The sequence below is a fragment of the Amycolatopsis heterodermiae genome, from assembly GCF_034929455.1.
Taxonomy (GTDB): Bacteria; Actinomycetota; Actinomycetes; order Mycobacteriales; family Pseudonocardiaceae; genus Amycolatopsis; species Amycolatopsis heterodermiae.
Genome location: NZ_JAYFSI010000006.1, coordinates 563,795 through 582,854, shown reverse-complemented (window position 1 = coordinate 582,854; position 19,060 = coordinate 563,795). Strand labels below are relative to the sequence as shown.

Genomic DNA, 19,060 nt, shown 5'->3' with positions numbered 1-19,060 from the left:
GAGCGGCGCTAGACTCCGCCACGCCGCAGGGGTTCACGAGGGTGGGAGGGCACATGGCCGGGGAACGGGGCTGGGTACCGCCGGAGGTCGACACCACGGTGCCGAACCCGGCGCGGGTCTACGACTTCTGGCTCGACGGCGACCACAACTTCGCCGCCGACCGGGAACTCGGCGAGCAGATCCTCCGGATCATGCCGGGCATCCGCGACGCGGCCCGGCTCAACCGCGCGTTCCTGCGCCGCGCCGCGCGGTACATGGTCGACGCCGGCATCCGGCAGTTCCTCGACGTCGGCGCGGGCATCCCGACCGTGGGGAACCTGCACGAGATCGTCCAGCAGGCCGACCCGTCGTGCCGCGTGGTGTACGTCGACCGCGAATCGGTCGCGGTGGCCCACAGCGAGCTGCTCCTGCAGGACAACGACCGCTGCGCGGTGCTGCAGGCCGACCTGCGCGACGTCGACGAGATCTTCGCGGGAGCGGGCAAGCTGCTCGACCCGGACCAGCCGACCGGCGTGTTCATGTTGCTGCTGCTGCACTTCGTGCCCGACTCGTGGGACCCGGCCGGCATCCTCGCGCGGTACCGCGAGCGGCTGGCCCCGGGCAGTTTCCTGGCGCTGACGCACGTCGCGGCGGACACCGAGTCGACCGGCCTCGACGAGGCGATCGAGGTCTACACGAACCGCCAGAACCAGCAGAACCAGCCGTTCCCCCGCACGCACGACCAAGTGCTGCGCTTCTTCGACGGCTTCGACCTGGTCGAGCCGGGCCTGGTCGGCTGCGCGATGTGGAACCCCCAGGGCGCCGGCGACATGTCCGACGACCCGGCGATCAACACCCTCCCGTACGGTGGCGTCGGCCGGAAACCCTAGAAAGCCGGAGCCCGAATCCCGAAAATCCCGATTTCCGAATATCCGCGGCCGCCCGGAATCGTCGAAACGTTTCGACGTCGCGCCGCGGAACATTCGCGTCGCCCCGGCGGACAGTGACGCCTATTGCCGCGATGTCACTACAGGTCAACCCCTCCTGGGCGCGCTCCCACAGAATCGTGACACTGGACAAAAACTGGCCGTGAGCTGGAGAAAGATCCGCTATCAGCGGCGTTCGACGAATTCGACACAAGGGCCTCGTCGAATACGAATCGAATTATTGGCAGACTGATAACAGTGCTTGTGTTCCGGGCTGGTGTCCCTTATCTTCTTGCCATCGTCGATGCGCTTCGACTCGCACATCCCTACCGCCATGCCCTCAGGAGGCCGCCCGTGGTCACGATCAACGACGTCGCCAATGCCGCGGGGGTGGCCCCCAGCACGGTGTCGTACGTGATCAGCGGCAAGCGCTCGATCTCGCCGAAGACGCGGCGACTGGTCGAGGAGAGTATCCGCAAGCTCGGGTACCACCCGCACGCGGGGGCCCGCGCGCTCGCCAGCAGCAAGACGAACGTGCTCGCCCTGGTCGTCCCGCTGCGCACCGACCTCAACGTCGCCGTGGTGATGGAGTTCGTCGCCGCGGCCGTCACCGCGGCCCGCGCGCACGACCAGGACCTGTTGCTGCTGACCAAGGACGAAGGCCCGGCCGCGCTGCAGCGGGTGGCGTCCTCGGCCATCGCCGACGCGCTGATGGTGATGGACGTCGAGGCCGCCGACCCGCGCGTGCCGATGCTCATCGCGCTCGACCTGCCGGTGGTGCTCATCGGCGTGCCCGACCACCCGGCCGGGCTGAGCTGCGTCGACCTGGACTTCACCGCGGCCGGCGCGGCGTGCGTCGCGCACCTGGCCGACCTCGGCCACCGCTCGATCGCGCTGATCGGTCCCTCCCCCGCCGTGTACCGGCGCGGAACCAGTTACGCGACAAGGTTCCTGCGCGGCTTCGACGAAGCCGCGCAGGGCCGTGGTGTCCGCGCGGTGAGCCGGCCCTGCGCGCACTCCTACGAAGCGGTGAGCGCCTGCCTGGACGAGCTGCTCGCCGCCGACCCGGGCTTGACCGGACTGGTCGTCCACAACGAGGCCGTGCTTCCCGGGCTGCTCTCGGACCTGCGCCACCGCGGTCTGCGCGTGCCGCAGGACATTTCGGTCGTCGCCGTCTGCCCGGACACCATGGCCGAACAGCATCCGGTCGCGCTGACCACCGTCGCCATCCCGGCCGAGGAGGTCGGCGCCCAGGCCGTCGAGATGACCATGCGCCGGCTCGGCGGCCACACCACGCCGGAGGTCCGGCTGCTCGGGCCCCGCCTGACCCGGCGCGACAGCACCGCCGCGCCGCGCACCTGACCCGGTTCTGCTCCGCCGCCGAAGGGGAATCACCATGTCCGTAGCCCGTCGCGCCCTTTTGCTGGCCGCGAGTGCCGCGCTCCTGGCCGCGTGCAGCCCCGCCCCCGCCCCGCAGACGGCGAACGCCCCCGCCGCCACGTCCGTCACCGAACTCGACTACTACGCCGACGAACAGGGTTCCGCGGCCTGGCAGAAGATCCTCGACGCGTGCGCCGCGCAGACCGGGATCAGGATCGAGCGGCAGACCGTGCCGACGGCGCAGATGCTGCCGAAGATCCTGCAGGGCGCGAGCTCGAAGACACTGCCGGGCCTGCTCTTCACCGACAACCCGACGCTGCAGCAGGTCGCCGCCACCGGCGCGCTGACCCCGCTGTCGGACTACGGCATCTCCGCCGACGGGTACTACCCGGGCATCGTGAAGGCCGGTACCTACCAGGACAAGGTCTACGGTGTCGCGCCCGGGGTGAACGGGCTGGCCCTGATCTACAACCAGGACCTGCTGACGGCGGCCGGGGTGCGGCCGCCGTCGACCTGGGACGAGCTGAGCGCCGCCGCGGCGAAGCTGACCAAGGGCGGCAAGTACGGGCTCGCCTTCTCCGCGATCCCTTCGGAAGAGGGCACCTGGCAGTTCCTCCCGTTCTTCTGGAGCAACGGCGCCGAACTGTCCCGGCTGGACTCCCCGCAGGGCGTACAGGCCCTGACCTACGTCACGGGCCTCGTGACGAGCGGGTCGGCGTCGAAGTCCGTGGTGACGTGGAACCAGAACGACGTCGCCGACCAGTTCGTCGCGGGCAACGCGGCGATGATGGTCAACGGCTCGTGGAACCTCGCCCGCCTCGACGAGCAGAAGGCGCTGCACTACGGCGTCGTGCCGATCCCGGTGCCGAAGGCGGGCGCCAAGCCCGTGGTCGCCCTCGGCGGCGAGGTCGGGGCCGTGCCCGTCACCAGCGGGCCCACGCAGCAGGCCGCCGGGAAGGTGCTGTCCTGCATCCTCTCCGAACCCACCATGCTGCGGTGGAGCAAGGCCCACGCCTACATCCCGTCGAAGACGGCCGTCGCGGCGAAGTTTGGCGCGGAGCAGCCGGCGATGCAGGCGTTCGTCGACGAGGTCGGCTCCGCCCGCTCCCGCACCGCCGAGCTCGGCGAGAGGTACCCGAAGGTCTCCCAGGCGCTGGCCGACGCGGTCCAGGCGTCGCTCACCGGGAAGCAGTCCGCCGACCAGGCCCTCAAGACCGCGCAGCAGGCGGCCGGGTCGTGAACCTCGCGGCCCCGGTGCCGCGGCGAAGACCACGGCGGGACAACCGGTTCACCGCATGGGCGTTCCTCCTGCCCGCCGTCGCCTACGTCCTGGTGTTCTTCGGCTACCCCCTGGTCGCGAACCTGGTGATGAGCACGCAGGACTACACCGTCAAGTCGTTCTACACCGGCGAAGCGCCCTTCGTCGGCTTGGCCAACTACGCCGCCGTGCTGACCGCCCCACTGTTCACGACGGCGGTGCTGAACACGGTGCTGTTCACCGCCGGGTCGCTCGTCTTCCAGTTCGGCATCGGCCTCGCGCTGGCCGTGTTCTTCACCGGGCGCTTCCTCGGCAGCACGCTGCTGCGGTCGCTGCTCCTGCTCCCCTGGCTGCTGCCGCTGGTGGTCAGCGGCGCGGTGTGGCGGTGGATGTTCGACCAGGACCACGGCGTGCTCAACGCCGCGCTGCGCCTGACCGGCGTCGGCGCGGTCCCGTGGCTGAGCAGCACGGGCTGGGCCCTGCCGGCGGTGATCCTCACCAACATCTGGATCGGCATCCCGTTCAACCTGGTGATCCTGCACGGCGGCCTGCGCGCGATCCCCGCGTCGCTGCACGAAGCCGCCGCACTCGACGGCGCGGGCGCGTGGCAGCGGTTCCGGCACGTCACCTGGCCGCTGCTGCGCCCGGTCACCGGGATCGTGCTCATGCTCGGGCTGGTCTACACGATCAAGGTGTTCGACGTGATCATGGTCGTCACCGGCGGCGGCCCGGCCAACGCCACGCAGACGCTCACCACGTGGTCCTACCGGCTGTCCTTCCAGGACTTCACGTTCGGGCGGGGTGCCGCGGTCGGCAACCTGCTCATCCTGGTGGCGACCGGGTTCGGCCTGCTGTACCTGCGCTCGGCGAAGGCGACCCTGGCCGAGGCGGCGACGTGAAGACCGCGGCCGGGGTGGTGATCGTCGCGGTGCTGCTGTTCCCGCTGTACTGGATGGTCAACGCGTCGCTGCAGCCCAGCGGCGCGCTGCTGCGGCCGGACCCGGCCTTCTTCCCCATCGGAGGCACGCTCGACGGTTACCGCAGGGCCCTCGCGACGCAGGGACCGAACCTGGTGTCCAGTGTGGTCGTGGCACTGGGCACGGTGCTGGTGTCGCTGGTGGTCGCGGCGCCGGCGTCGTACGCGCTGGCGCAGCTGAAGGTCCGCGGCGGGCCGGTGCTGGTGTTCGTGCTGATCGTCGTGCAGATGATCCCGGGCATCGTGATGGCGAACGCGCTCTACACGGTGTTCTCCAACCTCGGCCTGATCGACAGCTACCTCGGGCTGGTGCTGGCGGACTCCACCGCGACCATCCCGTTCGCCGTGCTCCTGCTGCGGGCGTTCATGATCTCGGTGCCGCGGGAGCTCACCGAAGCGTCCCGTGTGGACGGTGCCGGGTACTGGCGGACGTTCTTCTCGATCATCCTCCCGGTCAGCCGCAACGCGCTGGTCACGGCCGGGCTGTTCGGGTTCCTGTTCGCCTGGGCGGACTTCCTGTTCGCCGTCACCCTCACCACCGGGCAGTCGTTCGAGCCCATCACGGTGGGCATCTACCGGTTCGTCGGCAACCAGTCCGCCGACTGGAACGGGATCATGGCCACCGCCGTCCTCGCCGCGATCCCCGCGGCCGTGCTGCTCGTCGTGGCCCAGCGGTACGTCGTCGCCGGGCTGACCAGCGGCGCCGTCAAAGACTGAGGAGTCCGCGTGATCACGACGACCGAAGACGGCCGCTCGATCGAAGTGCGGGTACGCCACGAGGTTCTGCTCGTCGAGCCGTGGGGCGCCGACAGCCTGCGGGTGCGAGCCGGGCGGCACCGGATCCTCGACGACGTCCCCGGCGCGCTCCTGCCCGCGAAGCCGTCCGCCGCCACGGCCGAGGCGGACGAGCGGACCGGCCGGGTGGTCAACGGCGCGCTGACCGCGCTCGTCCAGGTGGTGGACACCGACACCGGGCCCGACGCGCAGCTGCGGTTCGTCCGCACGGACACCGGCGAGGAGCTGCTGTCCGAGCAGCGGGCGCACTTCTGGTGGCCCGGGTCGCGGCTGTTCATGCCGTCGCGCAACGGCTACGGCCGGCTCGAGCAGCGGTTCACCGCCTACGACGGCGAGCGGATCTACGGCCTCGGCCAGCACACCCACGGCCGGCTGGACCAGAAGGGCCTGGTACTGGACCTGGTGCAGCGCAACGCCGAGGTGTCGGTGCCCTTCCTGCTGTCCAGCCGCGGGTACGGCTTCCTCTGGAACAGCCCCGCGGTCGGGCGGGTCGAGCTGGCCGCCAACGGCACCCGCTGGGTCGCCGACGACGCCCGCCAGGTGGACTACTGGATCACCACCGGCGACGACCCGCGCCGGCTGCTGGGCCACTACGCCGACGCGACCGGGTACGCGCCGATGCTGCCGGAGTGGGCGACCGGCTTCTGGCAGTCGAAGCTGCGCTACCGCTCGCAGGCCGAGCTGCTGGCCGTGGCCCGCGAGTACCACGAGCGCGGGTTGCCGCTTTCCGTGATCGTCGCGGACTTCTTCCACTGGACGCACCTGGGCGACTGGAGGTTCGACCCGGACGGGTGGCCCGACCCGGCCGGGCTCGTGCGGGAGCTGGCCGCCCTGGGCGTCAAGCTGATGGTGTCGGTGTGGCCGTCGGTCAGCCCGCTGTCGGAGAACTACCGGGAGATGCAGGAGCAGGGCCTGCTCGTCGCGGCCGAGAACGGCGTGCCGGCGCACGCGCCGTGGAAGGACAAGGGGTTCGACGTCGAGCTGCCGGTGGCCTTCTACGACCCGACGAACCCGGCGGCCCGGCGGTTCCTCTGGGACAAGGTCAAGGAGAACTACTACGACCTGGGCGTGCGCGCGTGGTGGCTGGACGGCGACGAGCCGGAGCTGCAGCCCGGCCACCCGCACAACCTCGGCTTCCACGCCGGCCCGGGCGCGGAGGTCGTCAACCTCTACCCGCAGGTCCACGCCCAGGCGTTCCACGACGGCATCCGCGGTGAGGGCGACGACGAGGTCGTGCTGCTCAGCCGCTCGGCGTGGGCCGGCAGCCAGCGCTACGGCGCCGCGCTGTGGTCCGGTGACGTCCCGGCGACCTGGGCGTCGCTGCGGGCGCAGGTACGGGCGGGCCTGAACGTCGCGATCGCCGGGATCCCCTGGTGGACCACGGACATCGGCGGGTTCCACGGCGGCGACCCGGACTCGCCGGAGTACCGCGAACTGCTCGTCCGCTGGTTCCAGTACGGCGTGTGCTGCCCGCTGCTGCGGCTGCACGGCTTCCGCGACCCGCGGCCGCCGTTCGGGCCGGAGATGACCGGCGGGCCCAACGAGGTGTGGTCCTACGGCCCCGAGGCGCTGGGCTTCATCGAGGACGCGCTGCGGCTGCGGGAGCGGCTGCGGCCGTACCTGGCGGCGCAGATGCGGGTGGCGCACGAGCAGGGCGTCCCGCCGATGCGGCCGCTGTTCGTCGACTTCCCCGCCGACGCCGTCGCCTGGGACACCGACGACCAGTTCCTGCTCGGCCCGGACCTGCTCGTGGCGCCGGTGCTCGACGCCGGCGTGACCCATCGGGCCGTGTACCTGCCCGAAGGTGCACTGTGGACGGACGCGGTGACCGGGACCCGGCATTCGGGTGGTACCAGCGTCGACGCGGCGGCCCCGGCCGGGCGCATCCCGTTGTTCCTGCGCGACTCCGCGCGGCTCCCGATCGGGAAACCGTGACCCGCTGTCCATTACGGGCAGTTCGTCCCCGGCCGCCTACACCGCCTCTCGCGGCGCGCGCAACATACCTACGTCGGGTATTGGGCGAAAGGTAACGAGACGCTCACATTCACAGCCGGATCGTAACTATCGGATTGTTCGCGGGGCGCGAAAAGAACCGCCTGTTCCCCTTATGCTGCGCCGACTACGAGCGTAAAGACTCTTGAAGGGCAGCAGGTGATCGGCTTCCTCCTCCGCCGTCTCGTCAACTACGTCGCGCTCTGCCTGGTCGCCACGTTCGCGGCGTTTTCCCTGGCCTCGCTGGCTTTCAGCCCGCTCGACGGCCTGAAGCTGCGCAACCCGCCGCCCCCGCAGGCGACGATCGACGCCAAGGCCGCGGAGCTCTACCTGAACCAGCCGATCCCCGAGCGGTTCTTCACCTGGCTCGGCGGCGTCTTCCAGGGCGACTTCGGGCGGACCATCACCGACCAGCCGATCACCGACGAGCTGCTGCGCCGGATGGGCGTCAGCCTGCGGTTGTTCGTCCTCGGCATCACCATCGGCATCGTGATCGGCGTGCTGGTCGGCGTGGTCAGCGCCATCCGCCAGTACAAGATCAGCGACTACCTCGCGACGACGTTCTCGTTCGTGGTGCTCTCCACCCCGGTGTTCGTCATCGCGACCATCCTCAAGGCCGGCGCCCAGTCGGTGAACGACAACCTGCTGGACGGCTACCAGTTCTTCATCGTGCAGGGCGAGAACTCCAGTGGGCTGAGCGGCGGGTTCGGGGAGGCGCTGCTCGACCGCGTGCAGCACCTGATCGTGCCGACGCTGGCGATCGTGCTCACCCAGGTCGCCTACTACAGCCGGTACCAGCGCTCGGCGATGCTCGACGTCCTCGGCTCGGACTTCCTGCGGACCGCGCAGGCCAAGGGCCTGACCCGGCGCCGCGCGCTGTTCAAGCACGGCCTGCGCACCGCGCTGATCCCGATGGCGACGCTGTTCGCGTTCGGCTTCGGCCTGCTCGTCACCGGCGGCATCTTCACCGAGAAGATCTTCGGCTGGTACGGCATGGGCGACTGGCTGGTCACCGGGATCCAGCAGCAGGACACCAACATCGTGGCGACGGTGACGCTGTTCATCGCCGTCTGCGTGCTGTTCGCCGGCTGGCTGTCGGACGTGCTGTACGCCGTGCTCGACCCGAGGGTGAGGATCTGATGTCGGCCTCCGTGAACGAAACCGAGGCGGCCGCCACCCCCGCGGGTGCCCCCGTCGACCTGGCCGTCGCCGGCCCCGCCTCGCCCGGTGCCGGGCGCGGCAAGCTCGTGCTGCGCCGCTTCCTGCGCAACCGCGCGGCCGTCGCCGCGCTCGGGTTGATCGTGCTGTTCTACGTGCTGGCGTTCACCTACACCTGGTACTCGCCATGGGCCTACGACGAGCTGGACCCGACGTCCTACCTGCTGCCACCGGACGGCTCGCACTGGTTCGGCACCAACCAGATCGGCGGCGACGTGTTCGCGCAGACCCTGCGCGGGCTGCAGAAGTCGCTGACCATCGGGCTGCTGGCCGCGCTGTTCTCCACCGGCGTCGCCTCGGTCGTCGGGGCCGCGGCGGGCTACTTCGGCGGCTGGACCGACCGGATCGCCATGTGGGTCGTCGACCTGCTGCTGATCCTCCCGCCGTTCCTGATCATCTCGATCCTCTCGCCGGCCTTCCGCGGCAGGACCTGGCTGATCCTGGTCGGGCTGATCGCGCTGTTCCAGTGGATGATCACCGCCCGGATCGTCCGCGGCATGACGCTCACCCTGCGCGAGCGGGAGTTCGTGAAGGCGGCCCGGTTCATGGGCCAGCCGGCGCGGCGGATCATCGCCAAGCACATCGTGCCGAACATGGCGTCCCTGCTCATCATCGACGCCACGATCAACGTCGGCGTCGCGATCATCACCGAGACTTCGCTGTCGTTCTTCGGCTTCGGCGTCCAGGCCCCGGACGTCTCGCTCGGCACCCTGATCGCGGCCGGGTCCGACGCCGTCCGCACGTTCCCGTGGCTGTTCTACATCCCGGCGGGCTTCCTCGTGGTCACCGTGCTCGCGGTGAACTTCGCCGGTGACGGCCTGCGAGACGCGCTGGACCCGGCGTCGAGCCGGTCGCGGCGCAAGGAGCGCAAGCGCGTCGAGGCCGCCACGAAGTCCCCCGCCGAGACCGTTTCCGCTGGAGCCGTTTCATGAGCAGCACCGCACTCGCCCTGGGCGCGGAGACCGGCAAGCCGACCGGGACCGTGCTGGAGGTGGCCGGCCTCGACGTGTCGTTCCCGTCCGAGTCGGGCCGGGTGCACGCCGTGCGCGGGCTGTCCTACCAGGTCGCCGCGGGCGAGGTGCTCGGCATCGTCGGCGAGTCCGGATCGGGCAAGTCCGTGTCGTCGCTGGCCGTGATGGGCCTGCTGCCGCCGCAGGCGCGGATCTCCGGGTCGATCCGGTTCCAGGGCAGCGAGATCATCGGCCGCTCCGACACCGAGCTGTCCCGGCTGCGTGGCAAGAAGATCTCGATGGTCTTCCAGGACCCGCTGTCTGCGCTCACCCCGGTGTACCCCGTTGGCGCGCAGATCGCCGAAGCCCTGCTGGTGCACGGAAAAGGGGTGGTCACCAAGGCGCAGGCGAACGCCCGCGCGGTCGAGCTGCTGGACTTGGTCGGGATCCCGAACGCCGCGCAGCGCGCGAAGGCGTTCCCCCACGAGTTCTCCGGCGGCATGCGCCAGCGCGCGGTGATCGCCATCGCGATCGCCAACGACCCGGACCTGATCATCGCCGACGAGCCGACCACCGCGCTGGACGTCACCGTGCAGGCGCAGGTGCTGGAGGTGCTCAAGACCGCGCAGGAGGTCACCGGCGCCGGCATCGTGATCATCACCCACGACCTCGGCGTGGTCGCCGGGTTCGCCGACCGGTTGATGGTGATGTACGCCGGGCGCGCGGTCGAGCAGGGGCCGGTCGAGACGATCTACGCCCGGCCGCGGATGCCGTACACGCTCGGGCTGCTGGGCTCGATCCCCCGGGTGGACGCGCACGAGAAGCAGCCGCTGGTGCCGATCGAGGGCCAGCCGCCGTCGCTGGTCGGCCTGCCGCCGGGCTGCCCGTTCTCGCCGCGCTGCCCGCTGGTGACCGACGACTGCCGTACGGCGGAGCCGGAGCTGCTCACCATCACCCCCGGGCGCCCGGACACGAGCGTCGACACCTCGCACCGCGCGGCCTGCATCCACACCGAGGTCCTCGACCGGCCGGACGCCGACGCGGCCGAGGTCTACGGCGCCGAACTCGTCGAGGAGCCGCCGCTGGCGGCGCTGCCGCGGGCCGAGCGGACGACCGTGCTCGACGTCCGGGACCTGGTCAAGCACTACCCGGTGACCAAGGGCCAGATCCTCAAGCGCCGCGTCGGCACCGTCCAGGCCGTCGACGGGATCAGCTTCGACATCGTCGAGGGCGAGACCCTCGGCCTGGTCGGCGAGTCCGGCTGCGGGAAGTCCACCACGCTGATGGAGATCCTCGAGCTGGTGAGCCCGGCCGCGGGCTCGGTCGCCGTGCTCGGCCAGGACGTCGCGAAGCTCGACGGCAAGGCGCGCAAGGCGATCCGCCGCGACCTGCAGGTGGTCTTCCAGGACCCGATGGCCGCACTGGACCCGCGGCTGCCGGTCGGCGACATCATCGCCGAGCCGATGCGGGTGCACGGCTACGACCGGGCGGCGATCGACCAGCGGATCCCCGAGCTGCTGCACCTGGTGGGGCTGCGGGCCGAGCACGCCGAGCGCTACCCCGCGGAGTTCTCCGGCGGGCAGCGCCAGCGCATCGGGATCGCCCGGGCGCTCGCCCTGGAGCCCAAGCTCATCGTGCTGGACGAGCCGGTCTCCGCGCTGGACGTCTCCATCCAGGCGGGCGTGATCAACCTGCTCGACGAGCTGAAGGCGAAGCTCGGCCTGTCGTACCTGTTCGTCGCGCACGACCTGTCGGTGGTGCGCCACATCGCCGACCGGGTGGCGGTGATGTACCTGGGCAAGATCGTCGAGATCGGCGACGTCCGGACCGTCTTCGAGCAGCCGCAGCACCCCTACACGCAGGCGCTGCTGTCCGCCATCCCGATTCCGGACCCGGTCAAGGAACGCGAGCGGACCCGGATCATCCTCACCGGCGACCTGCCCAGCCCGGCGGACCCGCCGTCCGGCTGCCGGTTCCGGACCCGCTGCTTCGTGTTCGCCCAACTGTCCGAAGAGGACAGGCAGCGGTGCGTCGAGGTCGAGCCGCCGCGCGAGCCGCGCGCCGCCGACCACGACGTCGCCTGCCACTACGCCAAGACCCGCGAAGTCGTGTAGCCACGCATCCGTTGGCGCACAGGAAAAGAGAGGTACCCGATGAACCGACGGAGGATGGCCGCCGTCATCGCCCCGGTGGTGGCGCTGACCCTCGCCCTCGCCGCCTGCAGTGGCAACTCTGGTGGCGGGAACAACGCGCTCCAGGACCAGGGCGCCCAGGGCGTGAAGACGGCCGACATCAACGAGAAGCCGCTCGACCAGGTCAAGGACGGCGGCGACTTCAAGTGGCCGGTCGACCAGCTGCCGGACAACTGGAACGTCGACCAGGTCGACGGCACGCCGCTCGACGGCCAGAGCATGTTCGGCGCCATCTTCCCGTACGTCTTCACGCAGAACGCCGACGCGACGGTCAGTGAGAACCCCAACTACGTCACGTCGGTCAAGCTGGTGAGCACCGACCCGCAGGTCGTCGAGTACCAGCTCAACCCCAAGGCCAAGTGGAGCAACGGCCGCGCGTTCTCCTGGGAGGACTTCGCCGCGCAGGCCAAGGTGCTCAACGGCAAGGACCCGGCCTACGAGGTCTCGCAGACCACCGGCTACCAGGACATCGCGAAGGTCGAAAAGGGCACGAGCGACCTCGACGTGAAGGTCACCTTCGCGAAGAAGTTCGCGGAGTGGAAGTCGCTGTTCGCGCCGCTGTACCCGAAGGAGCTCAACGCCGACGCGGAGACCTTCAACAAGTCGTTCGCGACCGAGCCGAAGATCACCGCCGGCGTGTTCAAGGTGCAGAAGATCGACCAGACCGCGAAGACCGTGGTCCTCGAGCGCGACCCGAGCTGGTGGGGCACCCCGGCCAAGCTCGACACGGTCACGTTCAAGAAGGTCGAGCGCCCGGCGCTGGCGGACGCGTTCGCCAACGGCCAGATCGACTTCTACAACCTCAACAACGACGTCAACGCGTTCAAGCGCGCGCAGGGCGACCCGAACACGGTGATCCGCCAGTCCACCTACCCGGACTACACGCACCTGACCTTCAACGGCGCGAGCTCGTCGATCCTGGCCGACAAGGACCTGCGCCTGGCGATCGTCCGCGGCATCGACACCGTCGCCATCTCCAAGGCGATCCTGGGGCAGATGCAGAAGGACACCCAGCCCCTGGGCAACCACATCTTCCTCAAGGGCGCCAAGCAGTACGTCGACAACTCCGGGCCGTACAAGTTCGACGCCGAAGCCGCGAAGAAGCAGCTCGACCAGCTCGGCTGGAAGACGGCCGGTGACTTCCGGGCCAAGGACGGCAAGCAGCTGAAGGTGCGGCTGATCATCCCGACCGGCACGCCGATCAGCCAGCAGACCGGGCAGATCCTGCAGTCGCAGCTCAAGGCCATCGGCGTGAACCTGGACATCCAGGCCGTGCCGAGCACCGAGTTCTTCAAGAACTACGTCAACGTCGGCAACTTCGACGTGACGCTGTTCCGCTGGATCTCGACGGCGTTCCCGATCGCCGGCGGCCAGGGCATCTACTACAACGACCCGAAGAACATCGGCCAGAACTACGGCCACGTCGGCGACGACAAGATCAACCAGCTCTACGACACCGCGGCCCAGGAGCTGGACGACAGCAAGCGGGCGGCGGACCTGAACGAGGTCGACAAGGAAATCTGGGCGGTCGGCCACCAGCTGCCGATCTTCCAGTCGGTCGGCGCGTTCGCGGTCCGCAAGACGGTCGCGAACTACGGTTCGCCCGGCTTCGCGAACACCCCGTACGACTTCGCGAAGATCGGCTTCGTGAAGTAACGGTCCTCTTCGAGGGCGGGCGGTGCTCCGGTACCGCCCGCCCTCCGTATCCGAGGCTTTTGGTGAAGACTCTCCTGACGCTCCGGCCGGTGCGGCACATCCTCCTGACGAGCGCCCTGGCCCTGCTGGCCTGCGCGCTCGTGTTCGCGGTGCAGCTGGCCGAGTACGCGGCCGCGGCCGGCGAGCTGCGCGGGATGACGGCCCGCTCGACCGCGACCGTCGTCCGCCTGGACGGCGATTCCGCGGTGATCCACATCGCCTCGCCGGACGCGACGGCCACCGTCGAGATGGACGTCCGGCCCGCGCCCGGGAGCACGCTCCCGGTGTTCTACGACCCGGCCGACCCCCGCCGCGCGGCGATCCGCGGCGCGACCCCGCTGGTGACGACCGACCGGACGACCACGTACGCGACGGCCACGGTGGTGGCCGCGGTCGGCGTGCTCGTGGTGGACGCCCTGGTGTTGCTGACCCGCTTCGCGCGCAGCTCCGGTGTGCGCCGGACCGTGCCGATCCGCCGGGTGAAGGTGCAGCGCGGCCTGCTGACGCGCTCGTGGCTGGAGCTGGAGACACCTCAGCCGGCGTGGCTCCCGGTGTACTTCTCCCCCGAGCTGATCGGCCTGCCTTCCCCTTCCATAGCCGAGCTGACCGGCGACCGCCGGGTACTGGTGCGCGCCGGCGGCACGGTCCTGTACCCGGCGGGCAGGCTCCGCCTCACCGAGCCCCGCGGCCGCCGCCTGGACAACCCCGCCGAACCGGACGACGAGCGCCGGGCGGCGGCCGTTCGTCCGGTCACCCTGCGCCGCCAGCTGCGGACCGACCTGCCGGTACTGGCCGTGGCCCCGGTGGTCGGGGTGTTCTGGGCCCTGGTCGACGGCACGGGAGTGGCGGGCTGGCTGGCGGTGACGATCCTGACCGCGGCCTTCGGCTTCTGGTGGGCCGCCCTGCGCGGCTCCGACCCGTCCTAGCTCTCGCGCACCTCGGCCCATAACTCCGGCGGCCGCGGCTCCGCCAGGTCCACCCCTTCGGGCCAGTCGCGGACGACCCGGACGTTCGTGCGGGCCCTCGCCCCGGCGAACCGGAACTCCCCCGCCGTGCCCCCGCGAAGCCGACGTGACTGCCGAACCGGGCGTCGGGGAACCTGGCTCCGGCGGCGAACCGTGCGTCGCGGAACGTCGTCGGGCCCGCGAATCCCGCGCCCAGGAACGAAACGTCGGCCGCGAACTCCGCGCCGGTGAAGTCGGTGCGGGCCGAGAACCGGGCCCCGTCGAACCCCGTGACGCCGCCGGCGGTCACCCCCGCGAACGACGTGTTGCCGGCGAACGTGGCGCCTGCGAAGTCCGCGCCCGTGCGGAAGCGGGTGCCGCGGAAGAACGCGTGGTACTCGAACCGGGACCGCTCGAAGGTCACCGAGCCGGTGAAGGCGACGTCGTCGAACCGCGTGCTGCCCAGGAACCGCGTGCCGCGGAACACGGCGTCGCGCACCTCGCAGCCGCGCAGATCCGCGTCGACCAGGTCCTGGGACTCCGCGCGCAGGTCCATGCCCGGCCAGAACCCCGGGGAGCCCGGCCGCAGGTGCGAGGCGAGCAGCCGCCACAGCCCGGCCGCGTACCAGTGGCCCCGCAGCAGCGCGACCGCTTCGTCGACCCAGGCCTGGCGCAGCACGGGATCCGCTTGGGCCCGCTCCGCGAACTCCCGCAGCGGACCGATGTCCTCTTCGGGTTCGTCCAGGACCAGCACCGATCCCGGCGGGGCCGGCACGACCTCGGCCCAGCCGCTGTCGCGCCGGGACCGCACCCACGCGATGATCCCGCCGCCGACCAGCGAGACCGTGATGAGCACCGGCAACGGGATGATCGTGGACATTTCGCCAGTGTGACCGCGTGGCCGCGACGGCGACAGCGGATTAAAGTGGACCCGTGAGTCCAACGCAGGCGAAGCAGCTGACCGCGAAGGGCGCCGCCACGCGGCAGCGGATCATCGAGGGCGCGGCGGCGGAGATCCGCGAACGCGGGGTCGCCGTGACGACGCTGGACGACGTCCGGGCGCGGACGGGCACCAGCAAGAGCCAGCTGTTCCACTACTTCCCCGACGGCAAGGACGAACTGCTGCTGGCCGTGGCGCGGTTCGAGGCCGACCAGGTGCTGGCCGTGCAGCAGCCGCAGCTGGGCAACCTGACGTCGTGGGCCGGCTGGCGGCGCTGGCGCGACACCGTCGTCTCGCACTACCGCGGACGGGGGCAGCACTGCCCGCTCAACGTGCTGATCTCCCAGCTGGGCCGCGCCACCCCGGGTGCGCAGGCGGTCGTCGGCGAGATGCTGCGGCTCTGGCAGGACGAGATCGCGGCCGGCATCGTCCACCTGCGCGACGCGGGCGAGGTGGCGCCGGACGTCGACCCGGAACGCACCGCGGCCGCCCTGCTGGCCGGCATCCAGGGCGGCGTGGTGGTGATGCTGTCCACGGGCCGCATCGACCACCTCGAAGCGGCCCTCGACGTCGGCATCGAAAACCTGCGCACCGGCAAGGCCCGAAATCCGTGAAGGCCACATTGAGGGACTCTAAGTCCCTCAATGTGGCCTTCACGGACGAAAAGTGCGGGGGTCAGGCGTTCTTGATCGCCGAGATCTCGAACTCGAGGGTGACCTTGTCGCTCACCAGCACGCCACCGGTCTCGAGGGCGGCGTTCCAGGTGATGCCGTAGTCCTTGCGGCTGATCGTGGTGGAGCCCTCGAAGCCGATCCGGTCGTTGCCGAACGGGTCCTTGGCGGAGCCCTCGAACGTGAACGGGATGGTCACCGAACGGGTGACGTCCTTGACGGTCAGGTCGCCGGTCACGTCGAAGTCGGTCTCACCGGTCTGCTTGATCTCGGTGGTGGTGAAGGTGATGGTCGGGTACTCGTCCATCGACAGGAAGTCGTTGCTCTTCAGGTGCCCGTCGCGGTCCGCGTTGCGGGTGTCGATGCTGTGCGCCTGAATGGTCACCTGGGCGGACGACTTCTCCGGGGCGTCACCGTCGATCGTGGCGGTGCCGGTGAACTCGTTGAAGCTGCCGCGCACCTTGGTCACCATGGCGTGCCGGGCGTTGAACCCGATCCGCGAGTGGGCGGCGTCCAGGGTGTACTCACCGGTCAGCTGGGGGTAGGTGGTCGCGCTGGTCATGCTGTCTTCTCTCCTCGGTGGTGGCGCCCCCCAGTGATTGAGGGCTCAACGACACTGTACTCATTTTCACTGGTTGCGCAAGCAAGCTTTCGCTAGACTCGCCGGTATGGGTGAACAGTCCGCGCTCGACCACGACGAGGCCCCGTTCTGGCGGTCCCTGATGCGCATCACGACCGCGCTGCCGCGTGCGCTCGAAGACCAGTTCCTGCCCGAGACCGGCCTCGCGATGACCGACTACGGCGTGCTGGTCGCGCTGTCCGAGGCGCCGGACCGCCTGCTCCGCATCTCCGCGCTGGCCGCGGCCACCGGCCTTTCGCTGAGCCGGATCAGCCGGGTCGTCGACGACCTCGCCCGCCGCGGGCTGGTCGAGAAGCGCAAGTGCGCCGACGACGGGCGCGCGTCCAACGCCGTGCTGACCGACGCGGGACTGGCCAGACTGGAGGCGGCCTACCCGACCCACCTCGCCCGGGCCCGGGCGGCGGTGTTCGACCACCTGAGCGCCGAGGACATCCGCACCGCCGGGCCGGTACTGGCCCGGCTGGCCGCGGCCCTCGACGCCGACCCCCTGTCCGAAGACTGCGAAGGAGCCCGATGAGCGACGACGTCCAAGGCGAGTTCAAGCGCGACCTGAACTACATCCCCGACCGGATCACCGCCGACGGCCGTGACGGCTGGCCGGTCGAGGCCGGCCGCTACCGCCTGGTCGTGGCCCGGGCGTGCCCGTGGGCGAACCGCGCGGTGATCGTGCGGCGGCTGCTCGGCCTGGAACCCGCGCTGTCGATGGGCATGGCCGGGCCGGTGCACGACGAACGAAGCTGGAGCTTCGACCTCGACCCGGACGGGCGCGACCCGGTACTCGGCATCGAGCGCCTGCAGGAGGCGTTCTTCAAGCGCGACCCGGAGTACCCGCGCGGCATCACCGTGCCCGCGTTCGTCGACGTCCCGACCGGCCAGGTCGTCACCAACGACTTCGCGCAGATGACGCTCGACATGTCCACCGAGTGGACGGCGTACCACCGCGACGGCGCGCCCGAGCTGTACCCGGACAAGCTGCGCGACGAAATCGACGACGTCGCGCAGAAGGTGTTCACCGACGTCAACAACGCGGTGTACCAGTGCGGTTTCGCGCGGTCGCAGGAGGCGTACGAGCACTCCTACCGCAAGCTGTTCGCCCGCCTGGACTGGCTGTCCGAGCGCCTCGCGGACCAGCGCTACCTGGTCGGCGACACGATCACCGAGGCCGACGTCCGCCTGTTCACCACACTGGTCCGCTTCGACGCGGTCTACCACGGCCACTTCAAGTGCAACCGCCAGAAGCTGAACGAGCTGCCGGTGCTGTGGGCGTACACGCGCGACCTGTTCCAGACGCCGGGTTTCGGCGACACGATCGACTTCGCGCAGACGAAGGAGCACTACTACGTGGTGCACCGCAACATCAACCCGAGCGGCATCGTCCCACTGGGCCCGGACGTGACGGGCTTCCTGACCCCGCACGGCCGCGAGCAGCTGGGCGGCCACCCGTTCGGCGACGGCACGCCGCCGGGCCCGCCGCTGGAGGCCGAGCGGGTGCCTAGCCTGGTTTGACGGCGTCGGCGTAGCGGGCCGACAGCGTCCGCAGTCGCTCCACCAGTTCGGGTGGTGACTCGACGGTGAACGGGACGTCCAAAGTGGACACCACGAACGCGATCAGGTCGAAGGAGTCCGAAGCCAGCTCCAGCAGGCAGCTCCGGTCGTCGAGCGGTGTGACGTCGCCGTCCACCCGGCCGCGGATGAGGTCCGCGGGCGCCGCCACGACGAGGCGGGCGCGGTAGGGCCACAGCTCGCGGCCCATCGTGCGGTTCAGGTACGCCGTCAGGTCGCCGTCCGGCGGGGCGCGGTGGGTGAAGCGCGGGCCGTTCGGGGTGCGCAGGGTCAGCCGGTCGGCGCGGAACGTGCGCCAGGCCGCGCGGCCGGTGTCCCAGCCGACCAGGTACCAGCGGCGGCCCCACGAGACGAGCCGGTGGGGTTCGACGTCGCGGCGGGACTCGGTGCCGTCGTGGCTCACGTAGTCGAAGCGCAGCGTCTCCGCGGCGCGGATCGCCGACGAAACGGACGTCAGCACGGCCGCTTCGACCACCGGGCCGCGCACCGGGAGCGCCAGCGAAGCCGCGCCGAAGGCCTCAACGCGGTGCCGCAGCCGGGACGGCAGCACCTGCTCGACCTTGTTCAACGCCCTCAGCGACGCCTCCTCCAGCCCGGCGACCCCGCCGGACGTGGCGCCGTGCAGGCCGACCGCGACCGCGACGGCCTCGTCGTCGTCCAGCAGCAGCGGCGGCAGCTCGGCACCCGCGCCGAGGCGGTAACCGCCGACCGGCCCCATCGCCGCGTGCACCGGGTAGCCCAGCTCGCGCAGGCGGTCGACGTCACGGCGGACCGTCCGCGTCGTCACGCCCAGCCGCTCGGCCAGCTCGGTGCCGGACCAGTCCCGGTGCATCTGCAGCAGCGACAGCAGCCGGAGCAGCCGGCCAGGGGTTTCCCGCATGCGTCCCAGGATGCCAGACGACTAGGACCGATCCTGTCCTACACGTGCGTGAGGCTACGGC

16 protein-coding genes and 1 pseudogene are annotated in these 19,060 nt (G+C 70.5%); 14 read left to right on the top strand and 3 right to left on the bottom strand.

The features are described from left to right. Positions 1-53 precede the first annotated feature (53 nt). From VA596_RS27755 to VA596_RS27705, 11 genes are all read left to right on the top strand, one after another. A complete protein-coding gene (locus tag VA596_RS27755) occupies positions 54-869 on the top strand; it encodes an SAM-dependent methyltransferase (RefSeq protein ID WP_323331104.1) in 816 nt (271 codons plus the stop codon). Between the two features lie 390 nt (positions 870-1,259). Continuing rightward, positions 1,260-2,267 carry a LacI family DNA-binding transcriptional regulator gene (locus tag VA596_RS27750; protein WP_323331103.1) on the top strand — a complete coding sequence of 336 codons (1,008 nt, stop codon included), beginning with the start codon at positions 1,260-1,262 and terminating at the stop codon, positions 2,265-2,267. Between the two features lie 34 nt (positions 2,268-2,301). Next, a complete protein-coding gene (locus VA596_RS27745) occupies positions 2,302-3,525 on the top strand; it encodes a sugar ABC transporter substrate-binding protein (RefSeq protein ID WP_323331102.1) in 1,224 nt (407 codons plus the stop codon). Next, on the top strand, positions 3,522-4,442 hold the full coding sequence (locus VA596_RS27740) for a carbohydrate ABC transporter permease (protein WP_323331101.1): 921 nt from the start codon (positions 3,522-3,524) through the stop codon (positions 4,440-4,442). The genes VA596_RS27745 and VA596_RS27740 overlap by 4 nt, the downstream gene beginning before the upstream one ends. Positions 4,443-4,495: 53 nt before the next feature. Then, positions 4,496-5,236, top strand: a complete 741-nt coding sequence (locus VA596_RS27735; protein ID WP_323331130.1) for a carbohydrate ABC transporter permease — start codon at positions 4,496-4,498, stop codon at positions 5,234-5,236. A 9-nt stretch (positions 5,237-5,245) separates the two neighbouring features. Next, positions 5,246-7,249 carry a glycoside hydrolase family 31 protein gene (locus VA596_RS27730; RefSeq protein WP_323331100.1) on the top strand — a complete coding sequence of 668 codons (2,004 nt, stop codon included), beginning with the start codon at positions 5,246-5,248 and terminating at the stop codon, positions 7,247-7,249. A gap of 216 nt (positions 7,250-7,465) precedes the next feature. After that, positions 7,466-8,446, top strand: a complete 981-nt coding sequence (locus VA596_RS27725; protein WP_323331099.1) for an ABC transporter permease — start codon at positions 7,466-7,468, stop codon at positions 8,444-8,446. Continuing rightward, positions 8,446-9,456 carry an ABC transporter permease gene (locus VA596_RS27720; RefSeq protein WP_323331098.1) on the top strand — a complete coding sequence of 337 codons (1,011 nt, stop codon included), beginning with the start codon at positions 8,446-8,448 and terminating at the stop codon, positions 9,454-9,456. The genes VA596_RS27725 and VA596_RS27720 overlap by 1 nt, the downstream gene beginning before the upstream one ends. Further along, complete coding sequence (locus tag VA596_RS27715; protein WP_323331097.1) at positions 9,453-11,588, top strand: ABC transporter ATP-binding protein; 2,136 nt, start codon at positions 9,453-9,455, stop codon at positions 11,586-11,588. Before VA596_RS27720 ends, VA596_RS27715 begins: the two co-directional genes overlap by 4 nt. Before the next feature lie 39 nt (positions 11,589-11,627). After that, positions 11,628-13,322 carry an ABC transporter family substrate-binding protein gene (locus VA596_RS27710; RefSeq protein WP_323331096.1) on the top strand — a complete coding sequence of 565 codons (1,695 nt, stop codon included), beginning with the start codon at positions 11,628-11,630 and terminating at the stop codon, positions 13,320-13,322. Between the two features lie 89 nt (positions 13,323-13,411). After that, positions 13,412-14,287, top strand: coding sequence for a hypothetical protein (locus VA596_RS27705; protein WP_323331095.1), 876 nt, complete (start codon positions 13,412-13,414; stop codon positions 14,285-14,287). A gap of 184 nt (positions 14,288-14,471) precedes the next feature. Here the strand turns inward: VA596_RS27705 and VA596_RS50715 are convergent. Continuing rightward, positions 14,472-14,861, bottom strand: a pseudogene (locus tag VA596_RS50715) (pentapeptide repeat-containing protein); the annotation flags it as partial. Positions 14,862-15,238: 377 nt separating this feature from the next. On the opposite strand from VA596_RS50715, the gene VA596_RS27695 reads away from it, so the two are divergent. Continuing rightward, positions 15,239-15,859, top strand: coding sequence for a TetR/AcrR family transcriptional regulator (locus VA596_RS27695; protein WP_323331093.1), 621 nt, complete (start codon positions 15,239-15,241; stop codon positions 15,857-15,859). A gap of 61 nt (positions 15,860-15,920) precedes the next feature. On the opposite strand, the gene VA596_RS27690 is transcribed toward VA596_RS27695, so the two are convergent. Continuing rightward, entirely contained in the window at positions 15,921-16,478 is a 558-nt protein-coding gene (locus VA596_RS27690; protein WP_323331092.1) for a YceI family protein, read from the bottom strand. 106 nt (positions 16,479-16,584) lie between these two features. Between VA596_RS27690 and VA596_RS27685 the strand changes: the two genes are divergently transcribed. Both VA596_RS27685 and VA596_RS27680 read left to right on the top strand, forming a co-directional pair. Further along, the gene (locus VA596_RS27685) at positions 16,585-17,073 is read left to right on the top strand and encodes a MarR family winged helix-turn-helix transcriptional regulator (RefSeq protein WP_323331091.1); all 489 of its coding nucleotides are present in this window, start codon (positions 16,585-16,587) and stop codon (positions 17,071-17,073) included. Continuing rightward, entirely contained in the window at positions 17,070-18,062 is a 993-nt protein-coding gene (locus VA596_RS27680) for a glutathione S-transferase family protein (RefSeq protein ID WP_323331090.1), read from the top strand. Before VA596_RS27685 ends, VA596_RS27680 begins: the two co-directional genes overlap by 4 nt. On the opposite strand, the gene VA596_RS27675 is transcribed toward VA596_RS27680, so the two are convergent. Beyond that, positions 18,049-18,999 (bottom strand): helix-turn-helix transcriptional regulator, encoded by a 951-nt coding sequence (locus VA596_RS27675; protein ID WP_323331089.1) that lies wholly within the window; start codon positions 18,997-18,999, stop codon positions 18,049-18,051. The genes VA596_RS27680 and VA596_RS27675 overlap by 14 nt on opposite strands. Positions 19,000-19,060: the final 61 nt, after the last annotated feature.

What these genes read in the sequence shown, in the direction of transcription:
- VA596_RS27675 (WP_323331089.1), bottom strand. Translation starts at nt 18,999, where the DNA reads ATGCGGGAAACCCCTGGCCGGCTGCTCCGGCTGCTGTCGCTGCTGCAG.
- VA596_RS27680 (WP_323331090.1), top strand. Translation starts at nt 17,070, where the DNA reads ATGAGCGACGACGTCCAAGGCGAGTTCAAGCGCGACCTGAACTACATC.
- VA596_RS27715 (WP_323331097.1), top strand. Translation starts at nt 9,453, where the DNA reads ATGAGCAGCACCGCACTCGCCCTGGGCGCGGAGACCGGCAAGCCGACC.
- VA596_RS27720 (WP_323331098.1), top strand. Translation starts at nt 8,446, where the DNA reads ATGTCGGCCTCCGTGAACGAAACCGAGGCGGCCGCCACCCCCGCGGGT.
- VA596_RS27755 (WP_323331104.1), top strand. Translation starts at nt 54, where the DNA reads ATGGCCGGGGAACGGGGCTGGGTACCGCCGGAGGTCGACACCACGGTG.
- VA596_RS27745 (WP_323331102.1), top strand. Translation starts at nt 2,302, where the DNA reads ATGTCCGTAGCCCGTCGCGCCCTTTTGCTGGCCGCGAGTGCCGCGCTC.
- VA596_RS27685 (WP_323331091.1), top strand. Translation starts at nt 16,585, where the DNA reads ATGGGTGAACAGTCCGCGCTCGACCACGACGAGGCCCCGTTCTGGCGG.
- VA596_RS27690 (WP_323331092.1), bottom strand. Translation starts at nt 16,478, where the DNA reads ATGACCAGCGCGACCACCTACCCCCAGCTGACCGGTGAGTACACCCTG.
- VA596_RS27710 (WP_323331096.1), top strand. Translation starts at nt 11,628, where the DNA reads ATGAACCGACGGAGGATGGCCGCCGTCATCGCCCCGGTGGTGGCGCTG.
- VA596_RS27735 (WP_323331130.1), top strand. Translation starts at nt 4,496, where the DNA reads ATGGTCAACGCGTCGCTGCAGCCCAGCGGCGCGCTGCTGCGGCCGGAC.